We start from the raw sequence: 13,768 nt of genomic DNA on the forward strand, positions 1-13,768 counted from the left end.
GGTTCGTCGCGCGCCACGCCCGTGGGGCGGCAGCCGCGAAACCGGCCCGACTGCGACAGGGCCGGCGGCTGGAAAATTCCCTCTGGGAAATTTTCGACAGCTCACCTAAAGATAAAACCCGCGAATTATACGCGGGTTCATGACAAATGGGTACGCGGCTCTGGCGAGCCGCACCCTCAGTCGGCTTCTTCGATCCAGGCGGCCTGGATGGCTTCCAGGACCTTTTCCCCACCGCGGGAAGGATCGTCGCTGAACTCCGGCAATGCCAGCACCCAGCGGTGCAGATCGACGAAATTCACGTAGCGCGGATCGACGTCCGGCTTGGACTCGGCCAGCTGGATGGCGATTTCGAGCACATCAACCCATTTCAGACTCATGTGGACGCTCCGCCTTTAGTGACCTTCGGACACCTGGTTGATGGTGTATTTCGGGATTTCCACCACCAGATCGGTCTCGCCGACCACAGCCTGGCAGGACAGGCGCGAATCCGGCTCCAGACCCCAGGCCTTGTCGAGCATGTCATCTTCCAGCTCGTCGGAGGCCTCCATCGAATTGAAGCCCTCGCGCACGATCACGTGGCAGGTGGTGCAGGCACAGGACATCTCGCAGGCGTGCTCGATCTCGATGCCATTGCGCAGCGCTGCCTTCATGATGGTTTCGCCCGGCTGGGCTTCGATCACCGCACCTTCGGGGCAGTGTTCGGCGTGGGGCAGAAAGACAATCTGCGGCATCTTCGCTTATTCCTCGATTTCGTTGAGCCGGCGACCGGCCAATGCGGCTTTGACGGTAGCGTCCATACGGCGCGCGGCAAAGGCGTCGGTCAGCTGGGACAGACGCTTGATCTGGTGTTCGATGGCAGCGGCGTCGCTGCCGGTGGCCAGCTCGCGCAGCGAGTCCATCCCGGCATCGATGACCAGGCGCTCATCGGCGTCGAGCAGGCGCTCGCCGTCGGCGTCCAGCGCGGACTGCACGGCCTCCAGCAGGCGCTGAGCCTCGACCTGCTGCTCGCGCAGGGCGCGGGCGGCCATGTCGTCGCCGGCATACTGGAAGGAATCCTGCAGCATGCGGGCGATTTCGCCATCGGTCAGGCCGTAAGACGGCTTGACCTGGATGCTCGCCTCGACGCCGGAGGACAACTCGCGGGCGGACACGCCCAGCAGGCCGTCGGCATCGACCTGGAAGCTGACGCGGATCTTCGCCGCACCGGCAACCATCGGCGGAATGCCGCGCAGCTCGAAGCGCGCCAGGGACCGGCAGTCCTTGACCAGCTCACGCTCGCCTTGCAGCACGTGGATCATCATGGCCGTCTGGCCATCCTTGTAGGTGGTGAACTCCTGGGCACGCGCCACCGGGATGGTGGTGTTGCGCGGAATCACCTTCTCCATCAGCCCGCCCATGGTTTCCAGGCCGAGCGACAGGGGAATCACGTCCAGCAGCAGCAGCTCTTCGCCGCGCTTGTTGCCAGCCAGGGCATCGGCCTGGATGGCGGCGCCAATGGCGACGACCTGGTCCGGGTCGATATCGGTCAGCGGCTCGCGGCCGAACAGCTCGCCCACCAGCTCGCGCACGCGCGGCACGCGGGTGGAACCACCGACCATGACCACGGCGCTGACTTCTTCCAGCTCGACGCCCGAATCACGCACGGCCCGGCGACAGGCCTTGAGGCTGCGCTGGATCAGCGGGTCGATCAGCGACTCCAGTTGCGCGCGGGTCAGCTCGCCGGACCAGCCTTCGTAGGCAACGGTTGCGCTGGCGCTGTCGGTCAGGGCTTCCTTGGCCGCGCAGGCGGTCTGCAGCAGGCGACGCTGGGCGCCCGGATCGAGGTCGGGCGAAATGCCGGCCTGCTCGATGATCCAGCCAGCGATGGCATGGTCGAAATCATCGCCGCCCAGGGCGGTATCGCCACCGGTGGCGAGGACTTCGAAGACGCCACGGGTCAGGCGCAGGATCGAAATATCGAAGGTACCGCCGCCCAGGTCATAGATGGCGACCAGGCCTTCGGCATTCTTGTCCAGGCCATAGGCGACGGCCGCGGCAGTCGGCTCGTTGAGCAGGCGCAGCACGTGCAGGCCGGCCAGACGCGCGGCGTCCTTGGTGGCCTGGCGCTGGGCGTCGTCGAAATAGGCAGGAACGGTAATGACCGCGCCCACCAGCTCGCCACCCAGGGTGGATTCGGCGCGCTGACGGAGGACACGGAGGATTTCAGCCGAGACTTCCACCGGGCTCTTGGCGCCCTGGACGGTCTCGATGAAGGGCATGTGCGATTCGCCCTGGGTGAAGCGATACGGCAATTGGCCGCCCAGCTGCTTCACATCTTCCAGGCCGCGCCCCATGAAGCGCTTGACCGAGATGATGGAGTTCAGCGGGTCTTGCGACGCATTGGCGCGCACGCTTTCGCCCACTTCGATGCGGTCGGCGAGATAGCGCACCGCCGAGGGCAGGATCACGGCGCCGCGATCATCCGGCAACGGGGCTGCAACGCCGCTGCGCACGGCAGCGACCAGGGAATTCGTGGTGCCCAGGTCAATCCCCACGGCCAGGCGACGCTGGTGTGGCTGGGGGCTTTGTCCGGGCTCGGCGATCTGCAGTAGGGCCATGCGGTTTCTAATCAGGCTATCGGGCGCGGCGCGAGCCGCGCGGATTAATCGTCGAGTCGCTCTTCGAGTTGACGCACTTCCTGCGCCAGCTTGTCGAGGAACTGCATGCGCCGCACCAGGCGTTCAGCCAGGTCGCGGCGGGCGGCGTCATCCCAGCAATCGGCGAAGTCCGCTTCCAGCTGTTGCTGGGCGGACTTCAGCTGACGCTTGAACTGCGCCACGCCATCGAGATCGGCGCTGTCCTGAAGGTCTTCCAGATCCTCGCGCAGCTGCATCTGCTGCAGAAGGAACTCCGGGTCCTGCACCGTGGCTTCCAGCGGCAACGCATCGCCGCGCAGGGCCAACAGGTACAGGGCACGACGCGGAGCACTCTTCAGCGTCTGGTAGGCATCGTTGAGCTCGGCGGCCTTGGACTGCGCCAGTCGCTGCTCGCGCTCGGAAGCATCGGCGAAACGGTCCGGATGGACGCTGCGCACCAGCTCACGGTAGCGGTTGCCCAGGGCTTCCAGGTCGATCCGGAAGCCCGGCTGCAGGTCGAACAGCGCGAAGTGACAGGGACTACCCACACCCGGCCTCAGACGTTGAAGCTTTCGCCGCAGCCACACTCACCGCGTACGTTCGGGTTGTTGAACTTGAAGCCCTCGTTGAGGCCTTCCTTGGTGAAGTCCAACTCGGTGCCGTCGAGGTAGACCAGGCTTTTCGGGTCGATGATGACCTTCACGCCGTGGCTCTCGAAGACCTGGTCCTCGGCTGCCAGTTCGTCGACGAACTCCAGCACGTAGGCCAGCCCGGAACACCCGGTGGTACGCACGCCAAGACGAATGCCCTCGCCCTTGCCGCGCCCTTCAAGGGAGCGGCGAACGTGATTGGCGGCGGCTTCGGTCATGCTGATGGCCATGGGAACTCCTTAACTTGCGAATCGCTTCAGAGCAGACCTTTCTTCTGCTTGTAGTCGCGCACGGCCGCCTTGATGGCGTCCTCGGCGAGCACCGAGCAGTGGATCTTCACCGGCGGCAGGGCCAGCTCTTCGGCGATGGTGGTGTTCTTGATGGATTCGGCTTCGTCCAGGGTCTTGCCCTTCATCCACTCGGTGGCGAGGGAGCTGGAGGCGATGGCCGAACCGCAGCCGTAGGTCTTGAACTTGGCGTCTTCGATGACGCCCTGCTCGTTGACCTTGATCTGCAGGCGCATCACGTCGCCGCAGGCCGGCGCACCGACCATGCCGGTGCCGACGTCCGGATCTTCGGCGTTGAGCTTGCCGACGTTGCGCGGGTTTTCGTAGTGGTCGATGACCTTGTCACTGTAAGCCATGGCTAATCCTCACTTCTATGGGGCGGGTCAGTGGGCCTGCCATTCGACCTTGGACAGGTCGACACCCTCTTTGAACATATCCCACAGCGGCGAGAGTTCACGCAGCTTGGAAACGGCTTCCACCACCTTCTTGGCGGCGTAATCGACCTCTTCTTCCGTGGTGAAGCGGCCGAAGCTGAAACGGATGGAGCTGTGCGCCAGTTCGTCGTTGCGACCCAGGGCGCGGAGCACGTAGGACGGCTCCAGCGAGGCCGAGGTGCAGGCGGAACCGGACGAAACGGCCAGGTCCTTGAGCGACATCATCAGCGACTCGCCCTCGACGTAGTTGAAGCTGACGTTGAGGATGTTCGGCGCGTAGGAAGTCGGGCTGCCGTTGAGGTACAGCTCTTCCAGGTCCTGCACCTGATCGAAGAAGCGCTTGCGCAGGCCTTCGATGCGGGCCATTTCCTGGTGCATTTCTTCCTTGGCGATGCGGAAAGCTTCGCCCATGCCGACGATCTGGTGGGTCGCCAGGGTGCCCGACCGCATGCCGCGCTCGTGGCCGCCACCGTGCATCTGGGCTTCCAGGCGCACACGCGGCTTGCGGCGCACGTACAGCGCGCCCATGCCTTTGGGGCCGTAGACCTTGTGCGCGGAGAAGGACATCAGGTCGACCTTGAGTTTCTCCAGGTCGATGTCCACCTTGCCAGCGGACTGGGCGGCGTCGACGTGCAGCAGGATGCCGCGGGAGCGGGTCAGCTCGCCGATGGCGGCGATATCGTTGATGCTGCCGACTTCGTTGTTCACGTGCATGACCGAGACCAGGATGGTGTCGTCACGCAGCACGGCCTCGACCATCGCCGGGGTGATGATGCCCTCGGGGGTCGGTTCCAGGTAGGTCACTTCGAAACCTTCGCGCTCCAGCTGGCGGCAGGTATCCAGGACCGCCTTGTGCTCGATCTTCGAGGTGACGATGTGCTTGCCCTTGGTCGCGTAGAAGTGCGCGACACCCTTGATGGCGAGGTTGTCGGACTCGGTGGCACCGGACGTCCAGACGATCTCGCGGGGGTCGGCATTGACCAGTTCGGCGACCTGGCGACGGGCGTTCTCAGCCGCTTCCTCGGCCTTCCAGCCGAAGACGTGGGAGCGCGAGGCCGGGTTGCCGAAATTGCCGTCAACCAGCAGGCAGTCGGCCATTTTCTGAGCGACACGCGGATCCACCGGGGTGGTGGCGGAGTAGTCGAGGTAAATCGGCAATTTCATCAGGTAACTCCTACAGGCGGGCGTTCGCTCAATCGATGGCGGACGCTTCAATCTTGTCGAGGCGCGGCGGCTTGCTGCCCGAGCAGCGACGCTCGTCCTGGCGCTGGGCGACCTCTTGAACTTCGCGGCGCTCGACCAGGTCGGCCAGGCTGATGCCGCTGAGGAACTCATGAATCTGCTGGCTGAGGTCGCACCACAGATGGTGGGTCAGGCAGGTATCGCCGGAGTGGCAGTCGCCCTGACCCTGACAGCGGGTGGCGTCGACCGACTCGTTGACGGCATCGATCACCTGAGCGACGTGGATGCCGGTCATATCGCGGGACAGCTGGTAACCGCCGCCCGGACCGCGCACGCTGACCACCAGGTTGCCACGGCGCAACTTGGCGAACAGCTGTTCCAGGTAGGACAGGGAAATACCCTGGCGCTCGGAGATATCGGCGAGAGAAACCGGGCCACGCTGGGCGTGCAACGCCAGGTCGAGCATGGCGGTGACGGCATAGCGGCCTTTGGTGGTCAATCGCATGGGAAAATCCGGAAGAATCGCTGGTATGGCGGGAGTATGCTCTTTTCCGACTATTTAAGTCAACTATAAGACCTATTACTTTAGTCGGAATTAGCCAGCGAACGGCGGCATATTGTAGCAGGCCACCGTTGTCGGCGCATCACTGCGCCGACTGACTGGTCTCTTCGCCCTTCACACCGGCGAAGTCCTCTTCCCGCAAAGCCGGAAGATCTTTCGCACAGTAGTCGCTACCCAGGGCTGTCAGCGCTTTGCACATGCCCTCGAGGCGGCCATCGACGGCCTGCAGGTGATCGAGCAACTGGCCGATGGCGCGAGCCACCGGGTCGGGCATGTCCTGGCTGACACCATAGGCATCGAACCCGAGTTTTTCTGCCATGGCCTGGCGCTTGGCGGCCTGATCCGCGTCATCCTTGACGATGATGCGGCCCGGAATCCCCACCACGGTGGCCCCCGGCGGCACCTCCTTGGTGACCACGGCATTGGACCCGACCTTGGCGCCAGCACCGACGGTGAACGGGCCGAGCACCTTGGCGCCCGCCCCCACCACCACGCCGTCGGCCAGGGTCGGGTGGCGCTTGCCCTTGTTCCAGCTGGTGCCGCCCAGGGTCACGCCCTGATAAAGGGTCACGTCGTCGCCGATCTCGGCGGTTTCGCCGATGACGATGCCCAGGCCGTGGTCGATGAAGAAGCGGCGACCGATCTTGGCGCCCGGATGAATCTCGATGCCGGTCATCCAGCGACCGAAGTTCGACACCATGCGCGCCAGCCACTTCCAGCCGGAACGCCACAGACCATGAGCCAGGCGGTGCAGCCAGACGGCATGCAGGCCCGGGTAGCAGGTGAGCACCTCGAAGGCGTTGCGCGCCGCCGGGTCTCGATGGAATACGCTCTGGATATCTTCGCGTACACGCTCAAACATCTTCATCACTCCGCTTGGAAAGCTCCCCGCGGGCAGCTTTCTGGGTCTCGGTGAGAATACCCCGCAGGATATTCATCTCCAGCTTGCTGACACCGGCGCGACCGTACAGACGGCGCAGGCGCGACATCAGGTGGCGCGGCTTCTGCGGGTCGAGGAACTGGATATCCACCAGGGTCGACTCCAGGTGCGCATAGAAGCGCTCCAGCTCATCCGACGTTACCGGGATACTATTGAGCATCGCGGTGGACTCGACCTTCTCCTGCTTGGTCGGCTGCCCCTGAACGGCCAGCCAGGCCATGCGCACCTCGTAGACCAGCACCTGCACCGCGGTCGCCAGGTTCAGCGAGCTGAACTCGGGATTGGCCGGGATGTGCACGTGGAACTGACATCGCTGCAGCTCTTCGTTGGTCAGGCCGGCGTATTCGCGACCAAACACCAGCGCAACCTCCCCACCCTGCTGGACATGCTCCAGGCTGGTGGTTGCGCACTCGCGGGGGTCGAGCAGCGGCCAGGGGATGCGGCGATCGCGCGCGCTGGTGCCGAGCACCAGGCTGCAACCGGCCAGGGCATCTTCCAGGGTGGGCACGACCACGGCCGCATCGAGAATGTCATCGGCGCCGGAGGCGCGGGCGCGAGCCTCGCCACTGGGGAAATCCATCGGATCGACCAGCACCAGGCGCGACAGGCCCATGTTCTTCATCGCACGGGCCGTACCGCCGATATTGCCGGGATGGCTGGTGTTGACCAGCACCACGCGAATTTTGTCGAGCAACGCGCGACTCCACACAAAAGCGAAAAAGGGAGGGAATCCTACCGCAGCAGTGGGTCTTGCGCCACGCAGGCGACAGGTCGCTCTATGAACGCCGGCGCTTTCTGCTAGAATGTCCGGCTTTCTTTAACGACCCAGGTGACCTCTCCATGCAGCCTATGCTGAATATCGCCCTGCGCGCCGCTCGCAGCGCCGGTGAACTGATCTTCCGCTCCATCGAACGCCTGGACACCCTGTCGGTCAACGAGAAAGAAGCCAAGGACTACGTCACCGAAGTCGATCGCGCGGCCGAACTCTCCATCGTCACCGCCCTGCGCAAGGCCTACCCGAACCACGGGATCATGGGCGAAGAAGGCGGCATGCTCGAGGGCAGCGGCGAAGGCGCCGACTACCTGTGGATCATCGATCCGCTGGACGGCACCACCAACTTCATCCACGGCGTTCCGCACTACGCCGTCAGCATCGCCTGCAAATACCGCGGCCGCCTGGAGCATGCCGTAGTCCTCGACCCGGTCCGCCAGGAAGAATTCACCGCCAGCCGTGGCCGTGGCGCCGCCCTGAACGGCCGCCGCCTGCGCGTGAGCAACCGCAAGAGCCTGGAAGGCGCCCTGCTGGGCACCGGCTTCCCGTTCCGCGACAGCCAGATGGACAACCTGGACGCCTACCTGGGCATGTTCCGCAGCCTGGTCGGCCAGACCGCCGGCATCCGCCGCGCCGGCGCCGCCAGCCTGGACCTGGCCTACGTCGCCGCCGGCCGTTACGACGCCTTCTGGGAGTTCGGCCTGTCCGAGTGGGACATGGCTGCCGGCGCCCTGCTGATCCAGGAAGCAGGCGGCCTGGTGAGCGACTTCACCGGCGGTCACGAATTCCTCGAAAAAGGCCAGATCGTGGCCGGCAACACCAAGTGCTTCAAGGCACTGCTGACCAGCATCCAGCCGCACCTGCCGGCGTCGCTCAAGCGCTGAGCCCGAGCGGATGAAAAAGCCCGGCAATGCCGGGCTTTTTTGTGCCTGTGATATGCCCCTGCAGGAGCAACTGTCTTCATCTGAAAATCCGTGCGTGTATTTCCCTCTCCCTAACCCTCTCCCTGAAGGGAGAGGGGACTGATCGGTGCAGGAGGAATCCGTGACGCCAGCCGGCACGTGCAGCTCCCTCTCCCTTCAGGGAGAGGGCGGGGGGAGAGGGCAGCCGCCGGTGCGATGCTTAGGCAGAAGCAACGCAGCGCGCCGCCCTGCGCGACGGCCTGAATACCGGCCTGCCTGCCGGATCGCGGGCATGGCCCGCTCCTACACTCGCCCCCGCGCCGAAAAGAAAAAGGCGCCCATCGGGCGCCCTTTTCGTTCCACACCTGGCGACTGCTTATTGCTGACCCAGGATCAATCGGCCGCTCTTGTCGACCGGAATCTGCGAGCCCGGGTCACGGTCCATGCGAACCTGGCCGGCCTTGCCATCGAGCAGGTACTTCACATCATAGCCGACAACCTTCTCGCTGGTGTCGTTGACGGTGCTGCAGCGGGTTTCGGTGGTGGTGTAGGTGTCACGCTCCTGCATGCCTTCCTGCACCTTGTTGCCCGCGTAGCCGCCGCCAATGGCGCCCGCCACGGTGGCGATCTTCTTGCCGTTGCCGCCGCCGATCTGGTTGCCCAGCAGGCCGCCGGCGATGGCGCCAATCGCCGTACCGGCGATCTGGTGGGTGTCCTTGACCGGGCGCTGGTGCGTCACTGCCACGTCCTTGCAGACCTGGCGCGGATTCTTGATGGTTTCCTTGACCGGTTGAACGGCGAGCACCTCGGCGTATTGCGGCGCGCGGTCCACCAGACTGTAGGTAGCCACGGCGCCACCGGCAGTCACGCCTACAGCGCCCAGCACGGTACCGATTAGCAACGACTTGTTCATAGGGTTCTCCTGGTCTTTCTTCTCATTCGGGCCTAGCCCTTTACCTTGCCTTGGAGCAACTTTTTTGTCAGAAAGTTCCGGCTGTTTCGTGACATAACCCCTACAAATGAAAACTCCCGCCGAAGCGGGAGTTTTCTCTGCAGCCAGCAAGCGCTCTATCACGGGCGCTCGTCGACTTCCTTGCTCGGCGGAGGAATCAGGTCCTCGCTGGACAGGTTCAGCCAGATCAGCACCACGTTGGCGATGTAGATCGACGAGTAGGTACCCGCCATCACACCGACGAACAGGGCGATGGAGAAGCCGAACAGGTTATCGCCGCCGAAGAACAGCAGGGCAGCAATCGCCAGCAGGGTCGACACCGAGGTGGCGATGGTCCGCAGCAAGGTCTGGCTGGTCGAGATGTTGATGTTCTCGATCAGGTTGGCCTTGCGCAACACGCGGAAGTTCTCCCGCACCCGGTCGAAGATCACGATGGTGTCGTTGAGCGAGTAGCCCACCACCGCCAGCACCGCCGCGAGCACGGTCAGGTCGAAGGTGATCTGGAAGAACGACAGCACGCCCATCACGATGATGGCGTCGTGGATCAGCGAGAGGATCGCGCCCAGGGCGAACTTCCACTGGAAGCGGAAGCCCACGTACAGCAGGATGCCGCCCAGCGCCAGGAGCATGCCGAGGCCGCCCTGGTCGCGCAGCTCTTCACCCACCTGCGGGCCGACGTACTCGACGCCGTTGACCTTGGCCGGGTTGGACGCGTCGGCCTTCTGCAGCGCGGCAGCGACCTTCTTGCCCAGCTCCGGGTCTTCGCTGGGCATGCGCACCAGCACGTCGCGGGTATCACCGAAGCTCTGCACCACGGCTTCGCTGTAGCCGGCGGCGACGAGTTCTTCGCGCACCTTGGACAGGTCCGCCGGCTGCTCGTAGGTCAGCTTGATCGACGTACCGCCAGTGAAGTCCAGGCCGAAGTTGATGCCTTTGAAGACCCAGCTGCCAAGAGCGATCAGGGTGAGGATCAGGGTGGCGGCGAACGCAATGTTGCGCACGCCCATGAAGTTGATAGTACCGATCTTGATATTCATCTCTGGCCCCTTAGATCCACAGCTTCTTCACGTCGCGGCCGCCGTAGATCAGGTTCACCATTGCGCGGGTGACCAGAATGGCAGTGAACATCGAGGTAAGGATACCCAGGGACATGGTCACGGCGAAGCCCTTCACCGGGCCGGTGCCCATGGCGTAGAGGATGCCGCCGACCAGCAGCGAGGTCAGGTTGGCGTCGATGATCGCGGTGAAGGCACGGTTGAAGCCCTCGTGGATTGCCCGCTGTGTCGACATGCCTGCCGCCAGTTCCTCGCGTATCCGCGAGAAGATCAGCACGTTGGCGTCCACCGCCATGCCCATGGTCAGCACGATACCCGCGATGCCCGGCAGGGTCAGGGTCGCGCCGAGAATCGACATCAGCGCCACCAGCATGACCATGTTGAAGCCCAGGGCCACCGTGGCGATCACACCGAAGAAGCGGTAGATGACGATGATGAACAGGGACACGAAGACCATGCCCCACAGGGAGGCGTCGATGCCCTTGGCGATGTTGTCCGCACCCAGGCTCGGGCCGATGGTGCGTTCTTCGGCGAAGTACATCGGCGCGGCCAGGCCACCGGCACGCAGCAGCAGGGCCAGTTCCGAGGACTCGCCCGGAGCGTCCAGGCCGGTGATGCGGAACTGGTTGCCCAGCGGCGACTGGATGGTCGCCAGGCTGATGATCTGCTTCTCTTCCTTGAACGCCGGCACCGCGACGTCCTGCTCGACGCCATCGACGACCTGCTTGGTGTAGCGGGTAACCGGCTTCTGCTCGATGAACACCACCGCCATGCTGCGGCCGACGTTGTTGCGGGTCGCGCGGTTCATCAGCTCGCCGCCGTGGCCATCCAGGCGGATGTTCACCTGCGGGCGGCCGTTCTCGTCGAAGCTGGCGCTGGCGTCGGTGACCTGGTCACCGGTGATGATTACGCCACGCTCCAGGGTCGCCGGCGGTCGACGCGGCTCGCGGAACTCGAAGGTCTCGGTGGAGGACTTGATCGCATCCGGCTCGGCGGCCAGGCGGAACTCCAGGTTGGCGGTCTTGCCGAGGATGCGCTTGGCTTCGGCGGTGTCCTGCACGCCCGGCAGCTCGACGACGATGCGGTTGGCGCCCTGACGCTGTACCAGCGGTTCGGACACGCCCAGCTCGTTCACGCGGTTGCGGACGGTGGTGAGGTTCTGCTTGATGGAGTATTCGCGGATTTCAGCCAGCTTGGTGGCGGTCATGGTCAGGCGCAGGACCTGCAGGCCATTGCGCTCGCTCTGGGTGGCTTCGAAATCGCGGAAGTCCTTGGCGACGATCGCCTTGGCCTTGTCCAGGTCGGCGTCTTCGCTGAAGCCCAGCTGGATGCCGCCATCCTGCACGGGCAGGCTGCGGTAGCGCACGCGCTCTTTGCGCAGGGCACTCTTGACCTCGTTCTCGTAGACCTTCAGGCGTGCGTCCACGGCCTTGTCCATGTCCACTTCCAGCAGGAAGTGCACACCACCAGACAGGTCCAGGCCCAGCTTCATCGGGTGGGCGGCGATGTTGCGCAGCCAGTTCGGGGTGGTCTGGGCGAGGTTCAGGGCCACGACGTAGTCGTCACCCAGCGCGCGGCGGACGATGTCCTTGGCCGGCAGCTGGTCTTCCTGCTTGACCAGGCGGATCAGGCCGCTGTTCTTGCCCAGCGAGCCCGCCTTGACGGCGATCCCGGCATCGGCGAGCGCCTTGCTGGCCTTGTCGACGTCGGCCTGGGTAACCTGCAGCGCGGTGCTCGCGCCGCTGATCTGCACGGCCGGATCGTCCGGATAGAGGTTGGGTGCGGAATAGATGAAACCGACGGCCAGGACCGCCAGGATCAGCAGATACTTCCACAGGGGATACTTGTTGAGCATGACACCGCCCGTTATGACGCGGGGCGCATCTTGCGCCCCGTCGGTTGGGTTTCTATGGGGTGGATCAGATCGCCTTCAGGGTGCCTTTCGGCAGGGTCGCGGCGATCGCGGCCTTCTGGAACTTCAGCTCGACGTTGTCGGAAACCTCGACGACGACGAAGTCCTCGGCGACCTTGGTGACCTTGCCGGCGATACCGGCGGAGGTGACGACTTCATCGCCCTTCTGCAGGCCGGACAGCAGGTTCTTGTGCTCCTTGGAGCGCTTGGCCTGGGGACGCCAGATCATCAGGTAGAAGATGACCAGGAAACCGACCAGGAAGACCCACTCGAAGCCGGTGCCGGCCGGGCCGGCAGCAGCGGCGGGGGCTGCGGCGTCAGCGTAGGCAGCGGGGATCAGAAAACTCATTGGAAACTCCTGTCTCAAAAGCTGGAAAGGTCAGTCCGCCAGCGGCGGCACGGGTAGGCCGCGCTTGGCATAGAAGGCGTCGACAAAGTTCGCCAATGTACCCTGTTGGATTGCCTCGCGCAAACCAGCCATAAGCCGCTGATAATGCCGCAAGTTGTGGATGGTATTGAGCATGCTGCCGAGCATTTCGCCGCACTTGTCCAGGTGGTAGAGGTAGGCGCGGGAGAAGTGCTTGCAGGTGTAGCAATCGCAGGTCGGGTCCAGCGGAGACTCGTCGTGTTTGTGCACCGCGTTGCGAATCTTGATCACCCCGGTGTCAACGAAAAGGTGGCCATTGCGCGCGTTGCGGGTGGGCATGACGCAGTCGAACATGTCGACGCCCCGGCGCACACCTTCCACGAGGTCTTCGGGTTTGCCCACACCCATCAGGTAACGAGGTTTGTCCGCCGGCATGTGCTGGGGCAGGAAGTCCAGCACGCGGATCATTTCCTCCTTGGGCTCGCCCACCGAAAGCCCGCCGATGGCCAGGCCGTCGAAGCCGATCTCCTGCAGGCCGTCGAGCGAGCGCATGCGCAGTTCCTCGTGCATGCCGCCCTGGACGATGCCGAAGAGCGCCGAGGGGCTGTCGCCGTGGGCGACTTTCGAGCGTTTGGCCCAGCGCAGCGAGAGCTCCATGGAGCGCTTGGCCACGTCGAACTCGGCCGGGTACGGGGTGCATTCATCGAAGATCATCACGATGTCCGAGCCCAGCGCGCGCTGCACGGCCATGGACTCTTCCGGCCCCATGAAGACCTTGGCGCCGTCCACAGGCGAGGCGAAGTACACGCCCTCTTCCTTGATCTTGCGCAGCGCGCCCAGGCTGAACACCTGGAAGCCGCCCGAGTCGGTGAGGATCGGCCCCTTCCACTGCATGAAGTCATGCAGGTCGCCGTGCTTCTGGATCACCTCGGTGCCCGGACGCAGCCACAGGTGGAAGGTATTGCCGAGGATGATCTGCGCGCCGATGCCCTCGATGTCGTGCGGGAGCATGCCCTTCACGGTGCCGTAGGTGCCCACCGGCATGAACGCCGGGGTTTCCACCACGCCGCGGGGGAAGGTCAGGCGGCCGCGGCGGGCCTTGCCCTCGGTGGCCAGCAGTTCGAATGTCATGAAGCTC

16 protein-coding genes are annotated in these 13,768 nt (G+C 64.3%); 1 reads left to right on the forward strand and 15 read right to left on the reverse strand.

Features of this window, described 5'->3' with window-relative positions; genetic code table 11:
- Positions 1–176: 176 nt before the first annotated feature.
- The 10 genes from iscX to trmJ form a co-directional block, all read right to left on the reverse strand.
- Positions 177–377, reverse strand: coding sequence for a Fe-S cluster assembly protein IscX (iscX, locus tag N0B71_RS02035; RefSeq protein WP_017522288.1), 201 nt, complete (start codon positions 375–377; stop codon positions 177–179).
- A gap of 15 nt (positions 378–392) precedes the next feature.
- Positions 393–731, reverse strand: coding sequence for an ISC system 2Fe-2S type ferredoxin (gene fdx, locus N0B71_RS02040; protein ID WP_017522289.1), 339 nt, complete (start codon positions 729–731; stop codon positions 393–395).
- A 6-nt stretch (positions 732–737) separates the two neighbouring features.
- On the reverse strand, positions 738–2,597 hold the full coding sequence (gene hscA, locus N0B71_RS02045) for a Fe-S protein assembly chaperone HscA (protein ID WP_259756934.1): 1,860 nt from the start codon (positions 2,595–2,597) through the stop codon (positions 738–740).
- 44 nt (positions 2,598–2,641) lie between these two features.
- Positions 2,642–3,163 (reverse strand): co-chaperone HscB, encoded by a 522-nt coding sequence (gene hscB / locus N0B71_RS02050; protein ID WP_259756935.1) that lies wholly within the window; start codon positions 3,161–3,163, stop codon positions 2,642–2,644.
- 8 nt (positions 3,164–3,171) lie between these two features.
- Entirely contained in the window at positions 3,172–3,495 is a 324-nt protein-coding gene (gene iscA, locus N0B71_RS02055; protein WP_207887490.1) for an iron-sulfur cluster assembly protein IscA, read from the reverse strand.
- 26 nt (positions 3,496–3,521) lie between these two features.
- On the reverse strand, positions 3,522–3,908 hold the full coding sequence (iscU, locus tag N0B71_RS02060; protein ID WP_015478505.1) for a Fe-S cluster assembly scaffold IscU: 387 nt from the start codon (positions 3,906–3,908) through the stop codon (positions 3,522–3,524).
- A gap of 27 nt (positions 3,909–3,935) precedes the next feature.
- Positions 3,936–5,150: an IscS subfamily cysteine desulfurase gene (locus tag N0B71_RS02065; protein WP_259756937.1), complete on the reverse strand. Its 1,215-nt coding sequence runs from the start codon at positions 5,148–5,150 to the stop codon at positions 3,936–3,938.
- A 28-nt stretch (positions 5,151–5,178) separates the two neighbouring features.
- Positions 5,179–5,673 carry a Fe-S cluster assembly transcriptional regulator IscR gene (gene iscR, locus N0B71_RS02070; protein ID WP_259756938.1) on the reverse strand — a complete coding sequence of 165 codons (495 nt, stop codon included), beginning with the start codon at positions 5,671–5,673 and terminating at the stop codon, positions 5,179–5,181.
- Positions 5,674–5,812: 139 nt separating this feature from the next.
- A complete protein-coding gene (gene cysE, locus N0B71_RS02075) occupies positions 5,813–6,592 on the reverse strand; it encodes a serine O-acetyltransferase (protein ID WP_259756939.1) in 780 nt (259 codons plus the stop codon).
- Positions 6,585–7,364, reverse strand: a complete 780-nt coding sequence (trmJ, locus tag N0B71_RS02080) for a tRNA (cytosine(32)/uridine(32)-2'-O)-methyltransferase TrmJ (RefSeq protein WP_259756941.1) — start codon at positions 7,362–7,364, stop codon at positions 6,585–6,587. The genes cysE and trmJ overlap by 8 nt, the downstream gene beginning before the upstream one ends.
- A gap of 146 nt (positions 7,365–7,510) precedes the next feature.
- On the opposite strand from trmJ, the gene suhB reads away from it, so the two are divergent.
- Positions 7,511–8,326 carry a type III secretion system regulator SuhB gene (gene suhB, locus N0B71_RS02085; protein WP_024762950.1) on the forward strand — a complete coding sequence of 272 codons (816 nt, stop codon included), beginning with the start codon at positions 7,511–7,513 and terminating at the stop codon, positions 8,324–8,326.
- Positions 8,327–8,720: 394 nt separating this feature from the next.
- Here suhB and N0B71_RS02090 read toward each other — a convergent pair whose 3' ends face one another.
- From N0B71_RS02090 to tgt, 5 genes are all read right to left on the reverse strand, one after another.
- Positions 8,721–9,257, reverse strand: a complete 537-nt coding sequence (locus tag N0B71_RS02090) for a glycine zipper 2TM domain-containing protein (protein WP_017522298.1) — start codon at positions 9,255–9,257, stop codon at positions 8,721–8,723.
- A 158-nt stretch (positions 9,258–9,415) separates the two neighbouring features.
- Positions 9,416–10,333: a protein translocase subunit SecF gene (secF, locus tag N0B71_RS02095; protein ID WP_259756945.1), complete on the reverse strand. Its 918-nt coding sequence runs from the start codon at positions 10,331–10,333 to the stop codon at positions 9,416–9,418.
- 10 nt (positions 10,334–10,343) lie between these two features.
- Complete coding sequence (gene secD / locus N0B71_RS02100) at positions 10,344–12,206, reverse strand: protein translocase subunit SecD (RefSeq protein WP_259756946.1); 1,863 nt, start codon at positions 12,204–12,206, stop codon at positions 10,344–10,346.
- Between the two features lie 64 nt (positions 12,207–12,270).
- Positions 12,271–12,612, reverse strand: coding sequence for a preprotein translocase subunit YajC (gene yajC, locus N0B71_RS02105; RefSeq protein ID WP_259756948.1), 342 nt, complete (start codon positions 12,610–12,612; stop codon positions 12,271–12,273).
- A gap of 30 nt (positions 12,613–12,642) precedes the next feature.
- The gene (gene tgt, locus N0B71_RS02110) at positions 12,643–13,761 is read right to left on the reverse strand and encodes a tRNA guanosine(34) transglycosylase Tgt (RefSeq protein WP_259759715.1); all 1,119 of its coding nucleotides are present in this window, start codon (positions 13,759–13,761) and stop codon (positions 12,643–12,645) included.
- Positions 13,762–13,768 lie beyond the last annotated feature (7 nt).

Source organism: Pseudomonas sp. GCEP-101, from assembly GCF_025133575.1.
Lineage (GTDB): Bacteria > Pseudomonadota > Gammaproteobacteria > Pseudomonadales > Pseudomonadaceae > Pseudomonas > Pseudomonas nitroreducens_B.